15 protein-coding genes are annotated in these 19,499 nt (G+C 36.5%); 4 read left to right on the forward strand and 11 right to left on the reverse strand.

Annotated features, from left to right (window positions below; all coding sequences use genetic code 11):
- Window positions 1-298 precede the first annotated feature (298 nt).
- The 3 genes from ggt to AC3QLY_RS15690 all read left to right on the forward strand — a co-directional run bounded on the left by ggt (window position 299) and on the right by AC3QLY_RS15690 (window position 7,648).
- Window positions 299-2,023, forward strand: coding sequence for a gamma-glutamyltransferase (gene ggt / locus AC3QLY_RS15680; protein WP_228733115.1), 1,725 nt, complete (start codon window positions 299-301; stop codon window positions 2,021-2,023).
- A 72-nt stretch (window positions 2,024-2,095) separates the two neighbouring features.
- Window positions 2,096-2,761 (forward strand): HAD family hydrolase, encoded by a 666-nt coding sequence (locus tag AC3QLY_RS15685; RefSeq protein WP_218330659.1) that lies wholly within the window; start codon window positions 2,096-2,098, stop codon window positions 2,759-2,761.
- A 177-nt stretch (window positions 2,762-2,938) separates the two neighbouring features.
- Window positions 2,939-7,648, forward strand: a complete 4,710-nt coding sequence (locus AC3QLY_RS15690) for a translocation/assembly module TamB domain-containing protein (protein WP_492990059.1) — start codon at window positions 2,939-2,941, stop codon at window positions 7,646-7,648.
- A gap of 8 nt (window positions 7,649-7,656) precedes the next feature.
- Here the strand turns inward: AC3QLY_RS15690 and AC3QLY_RS15695 are convergent, their stop codons facing one another.
- Complete coding sequence (locus AC3QLY_RS15695) at window positions 7,657-9,198, reverse strand: ArnT family glycosyltransferase (protein WP_176712993.1); 1,542 nt, start codon at window positions 9,196-9,198, stop codon at window positions 7,657-7,659.
- A gap of 441 nt (window positions 9,199-9,639) precedes the next feature.
- Here AC3QLY_RS15695 and AC3QLY_RS15700 point away from each other — a divergent pair, with 441 nt between their 5' ends.
- Window positions 9,640-10,869: a glycosyltransferase family 9 protein gene (locus AC3QLY_RS15700; protein ID WP_074418017.1), complete on the forward strand. Its 1,230-nt coding sequence runs from the start codon at window positions 9,640-9,642 to the stop codon at window positions 10,867-10,869.
- A gap of 21 nt (window positions 10,870-10,890) precedes the next feature.
- Here the strand turns inward: AC3QLY_RS15700 and aroQ are convergent, their stop codons facing one another.
- The 10 genes from aroQ to uvrA all read right to left on the reverse strand — a co-directional run bounded on the left by aroQ (window position 10,891) and on the right by uvrA (window position 19,453).
- Window positions 10,891-11,313 carry a type II 3-dehydroquinate dehydratase gene (gene aroQ / locus AC3QLY_RS15705; RefSeq protein ID WP_074418016.1) on the reverse strand — a complete coding sequence of 141 codons (423 nt, stop codon included), beginning with the start codon at window positions 11,311-11,313 and terminating at the stop codon, window positions 10,891-10,893.
- A gap of 133 nt (window positions 11,314-11,446) precedes the next feature.
- Complete coding sequence (gene carA / locus AC3QLY_RS15710) at window positions 11,447-12,553, reverse strand: glutamine-hydrolyzing carbamoyl-phosphate synthase small subunit (RefSeq protein ID WP_074418025.1); 1,107 nt, start codon at window positions 12,551-12,553, stop codon at window positions 11,447-11,449.
- Between the two features lie 143 nt (window positions 12,554-12,696).
- A complete protein-coding gene (gene rplQ / locus AC3QLY_RS15715) occupies window positions 12,697-13,239 on the reverse strand; it encodes a 50S ribosomal protein L17 (RefSeq protein WP_492990062.1) in 543 nt (180 codons plus the stop codon).
- Window positions 13,240-13,323: 84 nt separating this feature from the next.
- Entirely contained in the window at window positions 13,324-14,325 is a 1,002-nt protein-coding gene (locus AC3QLY_RS15720; protein ID WP_074418014.1) for a DNA-directed RNA polymerase subunit alpha, read from the reverse strand.
- A gap of 86 nt (window positions 14,326-14,411) precedes the next feature.
- On the reverse strand, window positions 14,412-15,017 hold the full coding sequence (gene rpsD, locus AC3QLY_RS15725) for a 30S ribosomal protein S4 (RefSeq protein WP_492990064.1): 606 nt from the start codon (window positions 15,015-15,017) through the stop codon (window positions 14,412-14,414).
- A 101-nt stretch (window positions 15,018-15,118) separates the two neighbouring features.
- A complete protein-coding gene (gene rpsK / locus AC3QLY_RS15730; protein WP_074418013.1) occupies window positions 15,119-15,529 on the reverse strand; it encodes a 30S ribosomal protein S11 in 411 nt (136 codons plus the stop codon).
- Window positions 15,530-15,672: 143 nt separating this feature from the next.
- Window positions 15,673-16,053, reverse strand: coding sequence for a 30S ribosomal protein S13 (rpsM, locus tag AC3QLY_RS15735; protein WP_068245576.1), 381 nt, complete (start codon window positions 16,051-16,053; stop codon window positions 15,673-15,675).
- Window positions 16,054-16,084: 31 nt separating this feature from the next.
- Entirely contained in the window at window positions 16,085-16,201 is a 117-nt protein-coding gene (gene ykgO, locus AC3QLY_RS15740) for a type B 50S ribosomal protein L36 (RefSeq protein ID WP_026774906.1), read from the reverse strand.
- A 51-nt stretch (window positions 16,202-16,252) separates the two neighbouring features.
- Window positions 16,253-16,471, reverse strand: a complete 219-nt coding sequence (infA, locus tag AC3QLY_RS15745) for a translation initiation factor IF-1 (protein WP_068245579.1) — start codon at window positions 16,469-16,471, stop codon at window positions 16,253-16,255.
- A gap of 123 nt (window positions 16,472-16,594) precedes the next feature.
- The gene (gene uvrA, locus AC3QLY_RS15750) at window positions 16,595-19,453 is read right to left on the reverse strand and encodes an excinuclease ABC subunit UvrA (RefSeq protein ID WP_492990068.1); all 2,859 of its coding nucleotides are present in this window, start codon (window positions 19,451-19,453) and stop codon (window positions 16,595-16,597) included.
- Between the last annotated feature and the right edge of the window lie 46 nt (window positions 19,454-19,499).

Consider the following 19,499-nt stretch of genomic DNA (forward strand, 5'->3'; position numbering starts at 1 on the left):
AGAATGGCTTAAATGAAAATTTTTTCCACCCCATTTACCGAATAAAAAGAGGCTGCCTCTGACTTTTGAGACAGCCTCTTTTTATTGAACACAATAGTTGAAAATTGAAAAAGTATGAACAGGAAAAATTGATGTACACAATGCATCTGCTAAACAGTGGAAAAGTTACATAAAATGATTACCATTTGAAAAATTACACCATCAACAAATAATCTGTAAATTGCTGTTATAAAATATTTATAAAAAAAATTGCACTATGTACTTTGCTTTCAAACTAAATACAAAAAAAATAAATATATTGTCAATTATTGTAATTATTTTTACGGTTACAGCATGTTTCCCTTTTCAGCTATATGCCCAAAAAGAAAACAATCTGGTTGGAGCAGGCAAAAAGATCGACCCTTTTCATTACACCATTCATAAGTCTGCCGGCTTTCTGCATGCATCCGTAGCAAGTGCACATCCGTTAGCCAGTATGATTGGTGCTGCCATAATGCAGGAAGGTGGCAATGCTTTTGATGCCGCCATTGCAACACAATTGGCACTGGCAGTAGTGTTTCCTGAAGCCGGAAATATAGGTGGCGGAGGTTTTATGGTGGCCAGAAAAAGTAATGGTGAAAATATAGCTTTAGATTTTAGAGAAACGGCACCCGAACATGCATCAAGAGATATGTACTTAGATAAGAATGGCAATCCCGATATGCATTTATCGCAAGATGGTCATTTGGCCAGTGGCGTTCCGGGTACCATAGCCGGTATTTTTGCTATGTACAAACATGCCAGATTACCATTTCAACAACTCATTGCACCCGCCATTGAATTAGCTGAACACGGATTTGTAATCACCACAAAAGAAGCACATCTCTTAAATGCCAAAAGAGCTGAATTTATACGTTATAATACTAAGCCCAATGCATTTGTAAAAGCAACACCCTGGAAGGAAGGGGATACACTGATACAAAAAGACCTGGCTAAAACATTGATGTGTATCAGCAAAAAAGGAGCAAAAGGATTTTATGAAGGTGAAACAGCCCAATTAATTGCAGCCGAAATGCAACGTGGTAAAGGCATTATAACATTGAATGATTTAAAAAATTACCGGCCTGCAGAACGCACTGCCCTCACTTTTAACTTTCAGGATTTTACCATTATCGGAATGCCCCCGCCCAGTAGCGGGGGTATTATTGTTGAACAACTCATGAAAATGATTGCCAATAAACCTTTAGCATCATATGGTTTTGAATCGGTTAAAATGGTACAATTAATGGTAGAAGCAGAACGGAGAGCATTTGCAGACCGAGCCGCCTATATGGGCGATCCGGATTATTGGAAAGTTCCATTAAAAACCCTTACAAGCGATGCATATATTGCTCAACGCATGGTAAATTACGACAGTACAAAACCTACACCCAGCAAACTGATTAAAGAGGGACAAATACCCGAGCACGAAGAAACCACACACATTAGCATTATGGATGCAGAAGGTAATATGGTAAGTATTACGACTACGTTGAATGGATGGTATGGTAGCAGAACGGTTGTAGGTGGTGCCGGATTTTTTTTGAACAATGAAATGGACGATTTTAGTGTAAAGCCCGGCGTACCCAATATGTTTGGCGCAGTAGGCGGTGAAGCCAATGCCATACAACCCGGTAAACGCATGCTCAGTTCTATGTCGCCAACAATTGTATTAAAAAATAATACACCATTTATGGTTTGCGGTACACCCGGTGGTACCACTATTCCTACCTCTGTATTTCAAACATTGGTAGATGTACTTATTTTCAATATGAGCGCAGAACAAGCCATTGCTGCTCCAAAATTTCATCATCAATGGTTACCCGATGTAATTTTTGTAGAACCCGATTTTCCTAAAAGCACCATTTCAGATTTAGAAGCAATGGGTTATACCATTCAACAACGGGGTAGCATTGGCCGAACAGAAATTATTAAAATATTACAGAATGGAGAAAGGCAAACAGCTGCAGATACCCGTGGCGATGATGCAGTGGCCGGGTATTAAACAACCGATATATTTTCAATATTTCGTTAATATATTACACATACAGCATTTTTTCATCGGCTAACATTTTATATGATACCAACATTTGGCGTTGCTTTCGATTTAGATGGAACACTCATCAATAACAACGATTACCACCTACAATCCTGGCAAATATTTTATCAGCAAAGAAATATTCCCCCGCTAACAAAAGCAGAATATTTAGCACATTTTAACGGCAAAACAAATGTAGATGTTTTAAAATACATTTTTGGCAATCAGATTTCTGAAGCAGATATAAAAAATTACACGAACGAAAAAGAGGCCATTTATCGGGAAATCTATGCACCATATATTCAACCGGTTGCCGGGTTAATGGAGCTATTAGAAACGTTAGTAGAACATGCAATACCTATGGTAATTGCCACATCGGGCATAAAAGACAATATAAATTTTATGTTACAACACCTGCCCATTCGGCAATATTTTAAAGAAATTATTTATTCAGTTCATATTACACATGGTAAACCACATCCTGAAATTTATGAAAAAGCAGCCCTTGAGCTGGGATTACCACCTCAGCAATGCATTGCTTTTGAAGATGCAGTAACAGGTATTACTTCAGCCAAAACAGCAGGTTTAAAAGTAATTGCATTAACAACCACACATACAGCCGGTGAATTAGCAGCTGCCGACAAAATTATTACAGATTTCACCAGCATCACCTATCATCAACTGCAGCAGCTCATTCAGGAATAAAAATCTTAACAACTTCAATGCACTTTCATCGCAATCATTTACATAGAAGCCTTAGTTTTGGTACTGTATTTGGAATATTGCGTTGATTGATTAATTTCTGTTTATAAAACTACTCACCTGAAAAGAACACTCACCATATTAAGGCGTTTTGTATTTATTGTAATAGCGCTTGTTTTATTGGCATTTATTGCCATACAAACAACTATCGTTCAAAACTGGTTAATCGGCATTGCCACCAAAAAATTATCTAAATCCTTAGGTACAGAAGTAAGCATTAAAAAAATAAACGTTACCTTATTCAATAAACTCAATTTAGATGGAACTTTAATACGTGACCGGCAAAAAGATACTTTATTATATGCAGGTGCTTTAAAGCTTAGAATAACCGACTGGTTTTTCTTAAAAGATTCAGCCGATTTAAAATATATTGGACTGGATGATGCCGTTGTAAAATTACAAAGGAAGGACAGTGTATGGAATTTCCAGTACATTGTTGACCATTTCGCCAGCCCAAAATCAACCAACACAAAAAATGGAATAACCCTGAATCTGAAAAAACTTGAATTCAATAACATTCACTTTATTAAAAATGATGAATGGCACGGAGAACGTATGACGGCAAAATTGAATTCTCTTTTATTAGATGCAGACAATATCAATTTAAACAAAGGAATTTTTTCTATCAATCAATTAAATCTGGATCATCCTTATTTTGAAATAGCCAATATTCATGAATTACGCCCCGATTCAATCAGAATTAAAGACCACCAAACCAATACACCCGATACAGGATTGCAGTTCAATACCGGTAATTTTTTAGTGCATCTCAAAAAACTCAACATTAAAAACGGAACACTTTCTGTTCAAGGAAATGATAAAAAACCACTACCATATTTTGATGGAAGCCATATTTACATTCAACAATTAACCGGGCATTTTGATGAGGTAAGTTTGATAAAAGATACTTTACACTGCATTGCAGACATTGCTGCAAAAGAAAGAAGCGGTATTGAAATAAAAAGATTAAAAACAAAACTAACCATCAATCCGCACATTATAGAATTGGCAAAATTAGATCTGCTTACCAATAAAAGCAGATTAACCAACTATTATGCCATGAAATTCAAACATTTTAATGATGATTTTAGTGAATATATTCATTCTGTTACCATGGTGGCTAAGTTTACGGAGGCCTCGGTATACAGTGATGATATTGCCTATTTTGCACCGGAACTAAAAGACTGGAAAAAACAAATCAATATTAACGGACATTTTGAAGGTACAGTAGCCAATTTTTCGGTACAGGATTTATTTGCCCGCATTGGCAGCGGCAGTTATATCAGTGGCAGCCTTGCTATGAAGGGTTTACCCAATTTAAATAAAACCATCATCAACTTTAACAATGGCACCATTAAAACCAATTATAATGATGTTGTTCTTTTTGCGCCTTCGGTAAAAGATATGAAAGTACCCGATCTTACCACTTTAGGCGATGCATTGTTTAAGGGAAATTTTAATGGCACTATTTATAATTTTACTTCTAATGGTACCATCACTTCAGGATTGGGTGGTGTTGCGGCCAATGTTACCATGCAAATACCACAAAAAAAGGATATTACTTATTCTGGAAATATTATTACCAACCATTTCAATATCGGCAAATTTTTACGCATCAGCCAGTTAGGTTATGTTGATTTTACAGGTAAAATTTCAGGCAGTAATTTTGATATTGAGAAACTCAAAACACAAATTGAAGGAAAAATTGCATCGCTCGATTTTAATCATTACACTTATTCAAACATAACCACCAACGGTACCTTTCAAAAAAAATATTTTAATGGTGAAGTTAAGGTTGATGATCCAAACATGAATTTTAATAGTAATGTAGAAGTAGATTTAAGTAAGCCGGATCCCAGCTTTAACATTTTGGGCGATTTGGTGAATGCCAATTTAAAAGTTTTAAATTTTTATAAAGACAGCTTGCAACTAACCGGGTTATTAGATATTTATTTTACCGGTAAAACAATTGACCAGTTTTTAGGTAGTGCAAAATTTTTAAATGCTACCATCACATCTGCCGATACCCAATTAAGTTTCGATTCACTGAACCTTACTTCCGGTTACTCAGCCGATTCAGTAAAATTTTTAAAAGTTGGCAGCAACAATTTCAACGGAACAATAGCAGGAAAATTTACCATTCTTGATTTACCCAACAGCTTTCAGTCATTCCTGCATCGCTACTACCCTGCCTACTTTAATGAGCCTGCAAAAATTGCCGTTAATCAGGATTTTACATTAACCCTGAAAACCGATTATATTGAGCCCCTGTTGCAGATATACAACAAAAAAATATCCGGATTAAACGATATAGATATTTCCGGACGTGTAAACACTGTCAAAAGTATATTTCAACTTTCTGCATTGGTACCATATGCAAAATATGACCAATATGCAGTTTCGGGCATTAACTTAAATTGTATTGGAAATTACGATAGTTTGTTACTATCAGGTAATATCAGCGATATTCAAATAAAAGACAGTCTTCAATTTCCCAACACACAATTATCCATCAAAGCTTCTAACGATCACTCTGTTGTACATCTTTCTACAAGTACCAATAATGTTTTGAAAAATGTGTTGCTGAATGCTGATGTGTATACCTTAAATGATGGTGCACGTATACACTTTAACCCATCTTCATTTATATTAAATGAAAAAAAGTGGAATTTAGATAAGCAGGGTGAAATTGTAATGCGTAAAAATTTTGTTTCGGCCAGTAATGTAAAATTCATACAGGGCTTTCAGGAAATTACCGTAGAAACCGACGAAGAAGAAGGCGGCAATACCAATAATCTTATTGTAAAATTAAAAAATATATTTTTAGGAGATATTACGGCATTATTTATCAAAAATCCCAAGCTGGAAGGCATCACCAATGGAGAAATTTATTTACGTGATTTTTACGGTCCATTTACTGCAGAAGCTAAACTATCATCTACTCAATTTAGATTGAATGATGACTCTGTAGGTATAGTGAATATACAATCTTTATATACCAGTATATCAGGAAAATTAGATTTTACTGTTACAGCACCAAATAAAGAATACCATATTAATGCTACGGGTTATTATAAAACCAAAGACAGTACCAACAAACCATTGTATGTTGATATACAATTGGAAAATACCAAAATCAATTATGTTGAACAATTTATTGGTGATATTTTCAACAGGCTAAAAGGTTACGGAACCGGTCATTTAATTATTCAGGGCAACCCGTCTGAACCTGATTTAAATGGCAATATTACATTGAAAAAAGCTGCTCTGAATGTTTTGTATACACAAGTGTATTATACCATTGATTCTGCCAATATATCATTTGAAAATGATGGCATTAATTTCAATGAATTTTATATAAAAGATAGTTTAAATAATATTGGACTGATTAAAGGAAAATTATACGAAAGAGGATTTAAAGATTTGGCTTTTGATTTTGATTTGTTTACCAACAAATTAATTATGTTGAACACCAAAGCCATCGACAATAGCCAATTTTATGGTAATGCTACCGGAAAAGCCACATTAAGTTTCAAAGGCCCCGAACAAAATGCCAAATTAACCATCATTGGAGACATTAATGTTCCATCACACATATATATACCAAACTCGGTTAGTAAAGAAAGCGGCGAAGCTGATTTTATTGTATTTAAAACCTATGGAACAGAAATGACCAATGAAAGGCAGAACAGTAATTTTAATTTACTGGTTGATTTGGATGTTGCTGCCAATAATAAATTAAATGTTGATGTAATATTAGATCCCTTAAGTGGTGATGTGATTAAAGCCAAAGGAAATGGCCGATTAAAAATCAGGGTAGGTACTAAAGACCCTTTAACCATTCGGGGAAGATACAATATTGAAGAAGGAAGCTATGATTTCAACTTTCAATCTTTCATCAGAAAGCCGTTTATTTTAAAACCTGATGCCGGTAATTTTATTGAATGGAACGGAGATCCGTTTAATGCAGATGTGCATATTGATGCCCAATACACTGCAGAAAATATTAGTGTAAATGATTTAATTAGTAATCAATCCGGCCAATTCAGCGGAACAAGCCGTGCATACCGTGGTTCGGTATATGTAATTGCTGAATTAAGAAACCGATTAAGCCATCCTGATATTACGTTTAAATTAGATTTTCCGCAAGGCAGCCCGTTAAAAACAGATCCCACTTTTAGTGAGTTCATCAACAAAATAGAAAATAATCAAAACGAAATGTTGAAACAGGTAACCTACCTGATTGTATTAGAACGTTTTGCACCTTACGGTGATATTGGCGGAGCAAATACCAATTTCACCAACATTGGTGTAAATACTATTTCACAAATTATAACACGTGAGTTGAATAAAGCAGTGTCAAATATTGTATATAAAATTACAAAAGATAAAAGCCTGAAAGTAGATTTGGGTACTTCTGTATACAGCAGCAGTGATATTTTATCCTCTACAACAGGCGCAGGTATTGGCACCAATACCAATGCATTAGACAGAAGTAGGATTAATTTTAAAGTTGGGAAAAGCTTTTTTAATGATAATGTAATAGTAAGCTTTGGCGGCGATTTTGACTTTGGTATTAGTGCAGCAGCCCAAAGTGGCAACTTTCAATGGCTTCCTGATTTTAATTTAGAAATTATATTAACCAAAGACAGACAATTACGGGCCATCATTTTCAGTAAAAACAGTTTAGACATCAATGCTGGTGCGTTAGGTAGAACCAGCAGGCAAGGCGCCGGTTTATCGTATAAAAAAGATTTTGAAAAGCTGTTCGGTAATAAAGAAAAAAATACAACTATCAAACCACCTGCCGATAGCACACTGATACAATAAAAGATGGTTTATAATTTTAAAGGTGTAGGTAATGCTTTACAATTTTTCATTCTATATACATAAAAATACCGCACTATTTTACCACCTCTTATTTGATTAATCACCTCCGGTTGCTCAATGGTGGTAAAATATTTATCAAATGCTTTATGAGGATCAAATGGTAAATTAGAGGGTACCACACAATAAGCATCATCCCCTATTTGCAAAGGTTTTCGGGCATTATTTAACCAGGCAAATTTGTGTATTTCATCTAATGGCCCTATCGCAATTACTCGATGTCCAGTAATTCGATGGGTATAATATTCCAAATGCCCGCCCGGAAACATTTTGCCTACAATAATGGGTGCATCGGGCTGCATTGTTCCTTTAGCAACATCGGCTTTCATTAATGTATCTAACTGATGACTAAAGGTTGTCCAGCCACTTACATCTAATGTTGGGCAATATTCACCAAAATTGGCTTTATCCTGACTGCCTAAATTAAACGGTGCCAACTGCACCAATAATATACCCAATAAAAGCGTACCACCCAGCAGCCAATAAGCAGTTTTTAAAAACCCAGGTACAGTTATAACCGATATTTTTTCTAAATAAACGGCCCCAAAAAAATACAATGGAATATAGGCCGGCCCACTCCAATGCGGCAGCGTTGCATTGAACATGGAAATGCCCCAAAATAAAAAAATCATCGGTATACTCATGCAAATAATCCAGGTATTGATGATAGCATTAAAAATGGCAGAACGATTTTTAATTACATAAATAATGGCAACAATTAATAATATAAAAACAACCGGATTCTGATAAGCAAATTCGCCAATTACTTCTCTCAAAAAATCATCTACCTGAATGGTGGTATGTGTTACTCTTTCTGAGTGATACCGATAAGTAATAAAATCGTTTTGAATATTCCACCACACAATGGGCACTACAAACAACAAACTTACCAACACACTTACATACAATCGGTAATTCAACAACCATTTCGGTTTTTTAATGATAATGAATAATCCAAACCCTGTCCATAAATACAAACCATGCACTTTACTGTATAAGGCCAGTCCAATCATCAAACCCAATAACAACCAAATGCCCAACGATTTTTCTTTGTTTTGCATCAATAATACTGCCATCAGGTATAAAGCGGCCGTCCAAAATACCATTTGCGGACTATCAGGCATAATGAACATGCCTGCGATAATTGCCGTATAAATTGAGCAGTTATAAATTAATGCAGCATACCAACCAATGCGTTCATTTTTCAGTAATCGCCCTGTTTTAAAAATAAAAATAGTGGCCACTGCACCGGAAAAAATAGCCCCCAACCGCATACTTACATCATTTACCCAATGCAGGTTAAGTGTAGAAAGCCTGATTAAAAAGCCTACCATAGGAGGATGATCAAAATGATTCCAATCCGGCTGAATGGCATACATCCAGTAATAAGATTCATCAATACCTAATTCCACAAAAAGTGAAATGAAAATTTTAACCAAAATGGTAATGATGAGGAGTCGATATAATAGTTTTTTGTAAGAAACAGCCATCATGGTATTTGATTTTAGCCAAACAAAAATAACGGTTGTATATGGAATTAGTAGGAATGGCTTCAAAGCCATATAGATTACCAATTGAATAAACCAAGCAGCACAGCTTCTCTCCATATACAACCCTTGCCTCAAAAAGCAGCCATGCAGCAGTACAATTTTCTTATTTTTGCAGCATAAACACATTACATCTATTTCGCACAAAAAGAATGGCATAAAATGTTGCAATTGTATTAAAATAACGGGTAGCTATTTATTTGTGCCCTAAGAAAATATAACTGAAACAATAACAATTGGCAGATAATGTTATTCAAAAAAAGTAGCTGGTAGCAGCTACATGGAACTAAAATAGATACATGCAATAGTTATGTGTAAGGTTACTTAGAACAAAAACCAACTATGCAACATGTTACATGTAATGAATGAAAATATAAAAAAGAACACATGAAAGTAGATACCATGCGTGAAATAGATAAGTATGCAGGCGTTCCGCTTACTTTTCTTTTATCCATCATTGCATTAATTGCCCGGATTTTTAGAACCATACCTCCTAAACCTGATTTAAGCAGAACCCTGTTTATAGAATTATCTGAAATGGGCAGCGCCATTATTGTTGACCCTGCCATGCGTAAACTGCAACAGGAAGCCCGGGCAGAACTCTACTTTGTCATTTTTAAATCGAATAGCAAAAGTTTAGAAATTTTAAATACTGTTCCATCTGAACATATTTTCAGAATGCGCTCAGAAAATATCGGTATTTTATTTATGGATGTTATTCGCTTTATATTTTGGTGCAGGAAGAAAAAAATAACCACGGTGATTGATTTGGAATTATTCTCCCGCTTTACGGCTATCCTTACTTTTTTCTCAGGTGCACTATCCAGAGTGGGCTTTGCCAGTCCGCATGATGAAGGTTTATATAGAGGCAATCTGATTAACTATCCGGTTCGTTATAATCCGCATGTACACATTGCCGTTAATTTTTATTCATTAATTAATACCGCATTAGGCTATCATGATACTTTTTATGCAACTACCCCGGTTCATTTCAACGATATTCATTTAGAAAAAGCCGGGGTTAATCCGCAGGCCGTTACAACCGTTCAATCTAAAATAAAGCAACTATACCCTTCTTATACCCATCAAAATATTTACTTATTAAATGTAAATGCATCTGATTTGCTGCCACAACGCAAATGGCTGCCCGAACGTTTTGCAGAAATTGGGCAGTTATTATTGGCGGCAGATAAAGAAGGTATTGTATTAGCCACCGGTGCTGCCGCTGAATTTGATTATGTAGCCAATGTGGTGAATAGGGTAAATGATGCACGCTGTATAAACGCAGCAGGTACTTTTAAATTTGAAGAACTCATTCCTTTATATTCTATTTCCAAGTTAATGCTCACCAATGATTCAGGACCAGCTCATTTTGCAGCGGTAACCAATTTAAAAGTTTTTGTCATTTTCGGACCTGAAACACCACATTTGTATTTACCGTTGGGCGGCAATGCAACGCCCATTTATTTAGGCCTGCCCTGCTCGCCTTGTGTAAGTGCTACCAATCACCGTAAAACATCCTGTATTACACGCCCCTGTATAAGCGGCATACCTACACAAATGGTATGGAGTTATATTGATAACTATTTACAAAATAACGCAGTCATTCCTGTATAAAAAAAGCGCAATCCAACTAAATTATTGCTGTGCTGAAAAAAAATTTACAGCCAATTCATATCCCTTTAAACCAAGCCCAATAATGCTGCCTACAGATTTAGCACTGACGTGTGATATTTTTCGAAAATCTTCTCTGGCATGTACATTTGAAATATGCACTTCTATTACGGGTGTTGTGATGGCAGCAATTGCATCGCCAATGGCAACGGAAGTATGTGTATAACCTCCCGGGTTCAAAACAATTCCATCATAATTAAAACCAAACTGCTGTAAAGCATTAATCAGCTCACCTTCTACATTGCTTTGAAAATAACTGAAATGAATATCAGGAAATTTATTTTGTAGCGTAATAAAATAGTTTTCAAATGTCTGGTGCCCATATACATCGGGTTCTCGCTTACCGAGCAGATTTAAATTAGGACCATTGATGATTGCTATTTTCATGTAAAACAGTTGCTTAGATGGTGCGGTGCAGTTTGAATAGCCCGCATGATCATTGTAATATTACTAAATAATACCCATGATTGTATCAGCAATGGGTACTAATCTAAATACTATTTTTTGAATGGCAAGCGTATTAGTTTTGATGCTGTTTGATTAACTGAATAAAATCATCGAACAAATACCTGGAATCATGGGGGCCGGGCGTAGATTCAGGATGATATTGCACACTAAATGCCGGCTTGTTTTTTAAGCGAATACCTTCAATACTTTCATCATTCAAATTAACATGCGTTACTTCCACATCGGCATGTGCTTTTACGGCAACAGGATCAATCCCGAAACCATGATTTTGTGTAGTAATTTCACATTGCCCCGTGATGATATTTTTTACCGGATGGTTTAAGCCTCTATGGCCATGGTGCATTTTAAAAGTAGCAATACCGTTGGCCAATGCCAATAACTGATGTCCTAAACATATTCCAAATACAGGTTTATTATCTGCTAAAATTTGTTGTACCGTTTTAACGGCATAAGGCATGGCAGCAGGATCGCCGGGTCCATTGGAAAGAAAGTAACCATCGGGATTCATGGCTTTTAGGGTTTCAATGGGTGTTTTGGCAGGGAATACTTTTAAATAAGCACCCCGTTGCACTAAACTAACCAAAATATGTTTTTTAACACCGTAATCCATTACGGCAATTTTATATGCGGCATCCCGTTGGCCCATTTCATAAATGGCATCAGTACTCACTGTACTGGCTAATTCTAAACCATCCATATCAGGACAGGCTGATAATATTTTCTTTAATGTATCTATATCAAATATTTCTGACGAAATAATGCAATTCATGGCGCCTTTGGTTCTAACATGTGCTACCAAAGCACGGGTATCTACCCCTTCAATGGCAACAATATTATTTTCCAACAAATAGGCTTGTAAAGAAGATTCTGCCATATAGCGGCTGTATTGTTCTTCCAGATTACGGCCAATTAAGCCTTTAATTTTTACACTATTACTTTCCGTATCGGTATTTTTTACACCATAATTACCAATATGTACATTATTCATAATTAACACCTGTCCGGCATAGCTGGGGTCGGTAAAAACTTCCTGATAGCCCGTCATTCCGGTATTAAAACATATTTCACCGGTAGTGGTACCTTTTTTTCCAAATGCAAAACCTTGTAAAAAGGTTCCATCGGCTAATAATAAAACGGCGGGATGTTGTTCCTGATTCATAGTGTACGGAAATTGTTGTGCAAATAAAATGTTTTTAAAGCAGGTGTACATAAAAAGTTTTCCTCAATGCAAAAGGCCGCTGTACACATAAAAAAAGCAAGACCATTCAGTCTTGCTTGATTGATATTTTTAAAAGCTTTCACTTATTCTGCTGCTTTTGTTTCGGTTGAAGCAATATCAGTTGCCGATTCTGCCTGAACAGTTTCAGCAGCATTTGTTGCTATTTCTATAGTTTCAGTAGATTTTTTAGGGCGACCACGTCTTGTTTTCTTTGCAGGTTCAGCTGCTGCATTGGCTGTTTTACCGTAAATTTCATTGAAATCTACCAATTCAATCATGGCAATCTCACCATTATCACCGGGTCGGATGCCCAATTTGATGATACGGGTATAACCACCGGGTCTTGAAGCAATTTTAGGAGCCACTACAGTAAACAATTCTTTTACTGCTGCCTTATTTTGCAGATAGCTGAAAACTACTCTGTGCTGATGGCTGATTTGCTCTTTGGTTTCACCCTTTTTAGTTTTGGTTAATAGGGGTTCAACATAAGTGCGCAAGGCTTTAGCTTTTGCTAAAGTAGTTACAATACGCTTGTGCATAATTAAAGCACTGGCTAAGTTGGATAAAAGTGCTTCTCTGTGTGCCTTTTTACGGCCAAGATTTTTGATTTTGTCTCCGTGACGCATGACTTTTAGTTTTAAAGCTTATACCGTGTCAGGAATATAAGCTGTGAATAATAAGGCGAATGAATAAACGCCTGATTGTTTTGTTTAATTATCTAAATTATCAAGACCTAACTTTTGTAAATCCATACCAAAGTGTAAACCTCTTTCGTGCAATACCTGTTCAATTTCAGATAATGATTTCTGACCAAAGTTTCTAAACTTCATCAGGTCTTCCTGCTCGTATTGAACCAGTTCGCTCAACGAATTAATTTTTGCAGCTTTCAGGCAGTTGAAAGCACGCACAGAAAGATCTAAATCTTCCAGCGGTGTTTTCAATACTTTACGCAATTGCAAAATTTGCTCGTCAACTACATCTTCTTTTTTATCTTCTTTATTATCGAATGTGATGTTTTCATCCGTAATAATCATCAGGTGTTGAATCAGAATGCGTGAAGCTTGTTTTACGGCTTCTTCCGGATGAATGGTACCATCGGTGGCCACTTCTAAAATCAGTTTCTCGAAATCGGTTCTTTGTTCTACACGATAATTTTCAATAGAATATTTTACATTCTTGATGGGTGTATGAATAGAATCAATTGCGATGTAGCCAAATGGTGCATCCTTGGGTTTATTTTCTTCAGCGGGAACATAACCACGGCCTTTGGCAATGGTTAATTCAATATCTAATTTTGCGGTAGTATCCATGGTACAAATGACCAGTTCGGGATTCATTACCTGAAAACTGGAAGTAGCAGCACCAATCATACCTGCATTAAATTCGGTTACGCCTTTTACAGAAAGTGTAATTTTTTCGTTAGCAACTTCCTGATCAGTAGTACGTTTAATTCTAACTTGTTTTAAGTTCAGAATAATTTCAGTAACATCTTCAGTAATACCTTTAATGGTAGCAAATTCATGGTCTACACCATCAATTTTAATACCTACAATAGCAAAACCTTCTAAGCTACTTAATAATACACGACGTAAAGCGTTGCCAACAGTTAAACCATAACCTGGTTCAAGTGGGCGAAATTCAAATAAGCCTTCGAAATCGGTTGCTTTTTGTAAAACAATTTTATCGGGCTTTTGAAAGTTTAATATGGCCATATTAAAACTTGGTTTTTATTTTTCATCAACCCCAACATGAGGCTGAATAATTTGGTTTGCTTTAATTAACTGAAAAAGGGAACAAATTATTTAGAATACAATTCTACAATCAGTTGTTCTTTGATGTTTTCTGGTACTGCTTCCCTTTCAGGGTAGGTTATAAATGTACCTTTCTTTTCAGTTTCATTCCAATCTAACCAGTTGATTTTTGCATTTTTACCACGTACCTTGCTGGTAATGGAAGAATTGTGCAGGCTCTTTGTTTTGTAAGCAATAATATCGCCGGGTTTGCATGAATAAGAAGGAATGTTCATGGTTTCACCATTCACGGTAATGTGTTTGTGTGTAACCAATTGACGTGCTTCAGGACGGGATGCTGCTAATCCTAAACGAAATACAGTATTGTCTAAACGAGCTTCCAGCAATTTAATTAAGTTTTCACCTTTTACACCTTTCATACGAGAGGCTTCATCAAAGGTTTTACGGAACTGGCGTTCTAATAAACCGTAGGTATATTTTGCTTTTTGTTTTTCTTTCAACTGTAAAGCATATTCACCTAAAGTTTTACGCTTTTTTGAAGCGCCATGCTGCCCCGGAGGGTTGCTGTTTTTGTCTAAATATTTGGCATTCCCTAAAATAGGTTCTCCAAATTTTCTGCAGATTTTGGTCTTTGGACCTGTGTACCTTGCCATAGAGTAATTTAAAATTATGATTTTTTAGTGTCGAACAGCTATCATTAAAAATCTAAAATCAATACCTGTTCCTTTATAATGATTCAAAAATAAACGAAGAATTAAACCCTGCGTTTTTTGGGAGGGCGGCAACCATTATGCGGTAAAGGAGTAATATCTTTGATAGATGTTACTTCAATCCCATTTTGCGCAATGGAGCGAATAGCTCCTTCTCTGCCTGCACCGGGGCCTTTCACAAACACATCCACTCTTCTCAATCCGGCATCTGAAGCTACTTTTGCAGCATCGGCGGCAGCCATTTGAGCAGCATAAGGTGTATTTTTTTTAGAACCACGGAAACCCATTTTACCGGCAGATGACCAGCTGATTACCTGACCTTGTTTGTTGGTAAATGAAATGATGATGTTGTTGAAGGTAGCGCTGATATGTACATCACCGGCAGCATCTACTTTTACAATTCTTTTTTTAGCAGCAGCTTTTGCGCTGTTTTGTGCTTTTGAAGTTTTTGCCATAATTGTTTTGAGGTAATCGGTTTAAAAAATTGATTTCGAACATCGAAACCCGGATACAACTCTCCTCCTGCCCGGCAGGGATCCAATGTTGTTCCAAATATAAAAAAATGAAATACCTCTTGTAGAAGGGATATTTCATCAATTTATTTCTTCACTGCTTTCTTCTTACCGGCAACAGTTTTACGCTTTCCTTTACGAGTGCGGCTGTTGGTTTTGGTACGTTGTCCGCGAACGGGCAGCCCTTTACGATGACGCAAGCCTCTGTAGCAGGCAATATCCAACAAACGTTTAATACTCATTTGAACTTCACTGCGCAACTGGCCTTCTACCTTAAATTCGTTGGTAATGGTATTTCTGATGGCAGTCAGTTCATCATCATTCCATTCATTTACTTTTTTATTGTAGTCAATACCACATTTATCAAGTATATAACGTGCAGTAGAGGGGCCTATTCCATAAATATAGGTTAAGCCAATTTCGCCTCTTTTGTTCTTAGGTAAGTCAATACCGGCAATACGAGCCATATCTGAATTTTAGTTTTTATTTGTTTTCAAATTATCCCTGACGTTGTTTGTAACGAGGATTCTTTTTGTTAATTACGTACAACTTCCCTTTGCGTTTTACAATTTTGCAATCGGCGCTGCGTTTTTTAATTGAAGCTCTTACTTTCATATAAAGGTGTTTTGCTATTCGCTTTTTTAAATCTAACGCTCTTATTTATATCTATTTATATCTGAATATAATTCTTCCCCTGCTTAAATCGTATGGGCTCATTTCCACTCCTACTTTATCGCCCGGTAAAATCCGAATATAGTGCATCCGCATTTTTCCTGAAATAGTTGCCAAAATTTCGTGGCCATTTTCCAGTCTTACTCTAAACATTGCATTACTCAATGCTTCGAGAATGATTCCATCTTGTTTAATCAGCGGTTGTTTCGACATACAATTTTTGGGGCTGCAAAGATATACTTATACAACCGAAATATGAAAATTTTGATAAAAAAATTATTGATTTTCTATGTTTTTTGCAGGAATTACCCTTTCAAAAGGGCAAAACTAAGGGTTTTACAGAAATTTTCCGGTATAACTTTGGGCTACATGCTTCAATTCTTTTGGATGGCCGGCATATACCAGATACCCTCCTGCATCGCCTGCCTCCGGCCCTAAATCAATTACCCAGTCGGCCGAATGAATGATATCAGTATTATGTTCAATCACTATCAACGAATGCCCCTGCTGAATTAATGCCTGAAAAGATTGCAACAATTTTTTGATATCATGAAAATGTAAGCCCGTTGTGGGTTCATCAAATATAAATAAAATATGACCATACCCCTTTCCCTTCCCTAAAAAGCTGGCCAATTTTACACGTTGCGCTTCTCCGCCCGACAATGTACTGGATGACTGGCCTAATTTAATATAGCCTAACCCTACCTGTTGTAAAGGCAACAATGACTGGTAAATATTTTTTTCTTCTTTAAAAAATTCAACAGCTTCATCTACACTCATTTCTAGTACATCATAAACTGATTTTTCTTTATAATGCACTTCCAGCACTTCTTCCTTAAACTTTTTACCACCACAAACCTCACAAGGCAAATGAATATCGGCCAAAAATTGCATTTCTACCAATTGTTCGCCTTCTCCTTTGCAAGCATCACATCGCCCACCATCTACATTAAAAGAAAAATGTTTGGGCTGAAAACCACGTATTTTAGACAAAGGCTGCCGGGAAAACAAATCCCGAATTCCATCATAAGCTTTGATATAAGTGATGGGATTACTGCGGGATGACTTTCCGATTGGGTTTTGATCAATCATTTCAATATGATCGATGGCTGCAACATCACCGGTAATGGCTTTGTGTACACCTGTTTTTTCTGCAGGCTGCCCTTTTAGTTTTTGCAGTGCCGGATACAGAATTTGTTTTACCAAAGTGGTTTTTCCACTACCACTTACACCACTCACTACACAAAGCACCTCCAAAGGAAAATCGATGGTAATGTTTTTTAAATTGTTTTGTCTGGCACCTTCTACCCGTATAAATTTTTTGGGAATTCGTAATTTTTCAGGTGGATCTATCCGCAGTTCGCCTTTTAAATATTTTCCTGTTAAACTGTTTTTATTTTCAATAATCGCGTGGTAATTACCCGCTGCAATAACTTCCCCCCCCAAATGAGCTGCAAATGGCCCCATATCAATAATATAATCTGCTTCCCGCATCATTAAAGCATCGTGCTCTACCACAACCACCGTATTGCCCAAATCACGCAGGTTTTTCAATACCTTTATTAATTTTTCGGTATCGCGGGAATGTAGGCCGATAGAGGGTTCATCTAAAATATACAATGAATTGGTTAAGTTACTACCCAGGCTTCTGGCCAATTGTATCCGCTGACTTTCACCACCACTCAGGGTATTGGCCAATCGGTTTAAACTTAAATAACCTAATCCAACATCCATCATGGTTTGCAGGCGTTGTACAATTTCCTGCAATACCCTTTTGGCTACCTGCTGCTGAAATGGACTGAGTTGTATTTCCTGAAACCATTGCTGCAAATCTTTTATTTGCATGGCACATAACTCGCCAATATGTTTGTCATTTACTTTCACATACAAGGCTTCTTTTCTTAACCGATAACCATAGCAATCGGGACAAGTAGTTCGGCCTCTGTAACGGCTTAACAACACCCTGTATTGAATTTTATATAAATTATCTTCCACTTCTTTAAAAAATGAATGAATACCCAGTGCTTTTCCGGTTCCATTCCAAAGCTGTTCATATTGTTCTGTTGTTAAATCGGCAATAGGTTTATGAATAGGGAAACCTTTGGCATTTTGAATAAACTGATCTTTCCACCAACTGAGTTTCTCACCTTTCCAGGCAGCTACAGCCCCTTCGTAAATACTGAGACTTTTATCGGGGATTACCAAATCTTCATCAATACCTAATACCTGACTAAAACCTTCGCAGGTGGGGCATGCTCCATAAGGATTATTGAAAGAAAATAGGTTGGGCACCGGTTCTTCAAACACAATACCATCTAATTCAAATTTATTACTGAAATGCAATAGTGTTACCTCATTTACTTCTACAAACATTTCTCCTTCCCCTTCATAAAATGCGGTAAGTATGGAATCCGATAAACGATGAATATCTTCTTCTTCAAATGATTTTACAATCATTCTATCTACCAGCACAAAAGCTGCTGCACTGTTTTTAAAAAGTGAATGCGCTAAGCCTGCATCTTCTTCCAGCAGATCTTCAATATTATACAATGCCGGCCCTTTTTGAGCATTAGATGTACCCGAAAAATAAATACGCGAAAAACCCTTTTGCAATAAAATATTCAGCTCTTCTATAACGGAGCGGGATACATGCTGTTTGAATTGAAATAACAAATAACATTTACTTCCGGTTTTTAATTGTTGAATGGCAGTTAATACATCTGCCACATCATCTTTTTTAACCGCTTTACCGCTAATGGGAGAAATGGTTAGCCCCACTCTTGCATACAGCAACCGCAAATAATCATAAATTTCTGTCATACTGCCCACAGTACTTCTGGGCGTACGGGTAATTACTTTTTGCTCAATGGCAATTGCAGGGCAAAGGCCTTTTATATAATCCACATCAGGTTTAACCATACGCGACATAAACTGCCGGGCATAAGCACTTAAACTTTCTGCATAACGACGCTGGCCTTCTGCAAATAAAGTATCAATTGTTAAAGACGATTTTCCACTCCCGCTTACACCTGTAACTACAATGAATTGGTTACGCGGAAATGCAACCGTTACATTTTTAAGATTATGCACCCGTGCACCTTTTACCAAAATAGCATCATTACTTTCAGTTATCTTGGGCAATAAGTTTATTTTCTTTTTTTCTTTGGAGACCATATCTACAACAAATAAACACATTTCCTGCGGTTATGTTGCAATCGGGTTTTTAAAATGTGAATATTGT

This window comes from Hydrotalea sp. GW822-HT8A01 (assembly GCF_058798575.1).

Coding starts and splice junctions, on each gene's coding strand:
- AC3QLY_RS15685 (WP_218330659.1), top strand. CDS start 2,096: ATGATACCAACATTTGGCGTTGCTTTCGATTTAGATGGAACACTCATC.
- AC3QLY_RS15695 (WP_176712993.1), bottom strand. CDS start 9,198: ATGATGGCTGTTTCTTACAAAAAACTATTATATCGACTCCTCATCATT.
- AC3QLY_RS15700 (WP_074418017.1), top strand. CDS start 9,640: ATGAAAGTAGATACCATGCGTGAAATAGATAAGTATGCAGGCGTTCCG.
- aroQ (WP_074418016.1), bottom strand. CDS start 11,313: ATGAAAATAGCAATCATCAATGGTCCTAATTTAAATCTGCTCGGTAAG.
- carA (WP_074418025.1), bottom strand. CDS start 12,553: ATGAATCAGGAACAACATCCCGCCGTTTTATTATTAGCCGATGGAACC.
- rplQ (WP_492990062.1), bottom strand. CDS start 13,239: ATGCGTCACGGAGACAAAATCAAAAATCTTGGCCGTAAAAAGGCACAC.
- AC3QLY_RS15720 (WP_074418014.1), bottom strand. CDS start 14,325: ATGGCCATATTAAACTTTCAAAAGCCCGATAAAATTGTTTTACAAAAA.
- rpsD (WP_492990064.1), bottom strand. CDS start 15,017: ATGGCAAGGTACACAGGTCCAAAGACCAAAATCTGCAGAAAATTTGGA.
- rpsK (WP_074418013.1), bottom strand. CDS start 15,529: ATGGCAAAAACTTCAAAAGCACAAAACAGCGCAAAAGCTGCTGCTAAA.
- rpsM (WP_068245576.1), bottom strand. CDS start 16,053: ATGGCTCGTATTGCCGGTATTGACTTACCTAAGAACAAAAGAGGCGAA.
- ykgO (WP_026774906.1), bottom strand. CDS start 16,201: ATGAAAGTAAGAGCTTCAATTAAAAAACGCAGCGCCGATTGCAAAATT.
- infA (WP_068245579.1), bottom strand. CDS start 16,471: ATGTCGAAACAACCGCTGATTAAACAAGATGGAATCATTCTCGAAGCA.
- uvrA (WP_492990068.1), bottom strand. CDS start 19,453: ATGTGTTTATTTGTTGTAGATATGGTCTCCAAAGAAAAAAAGAAAATA.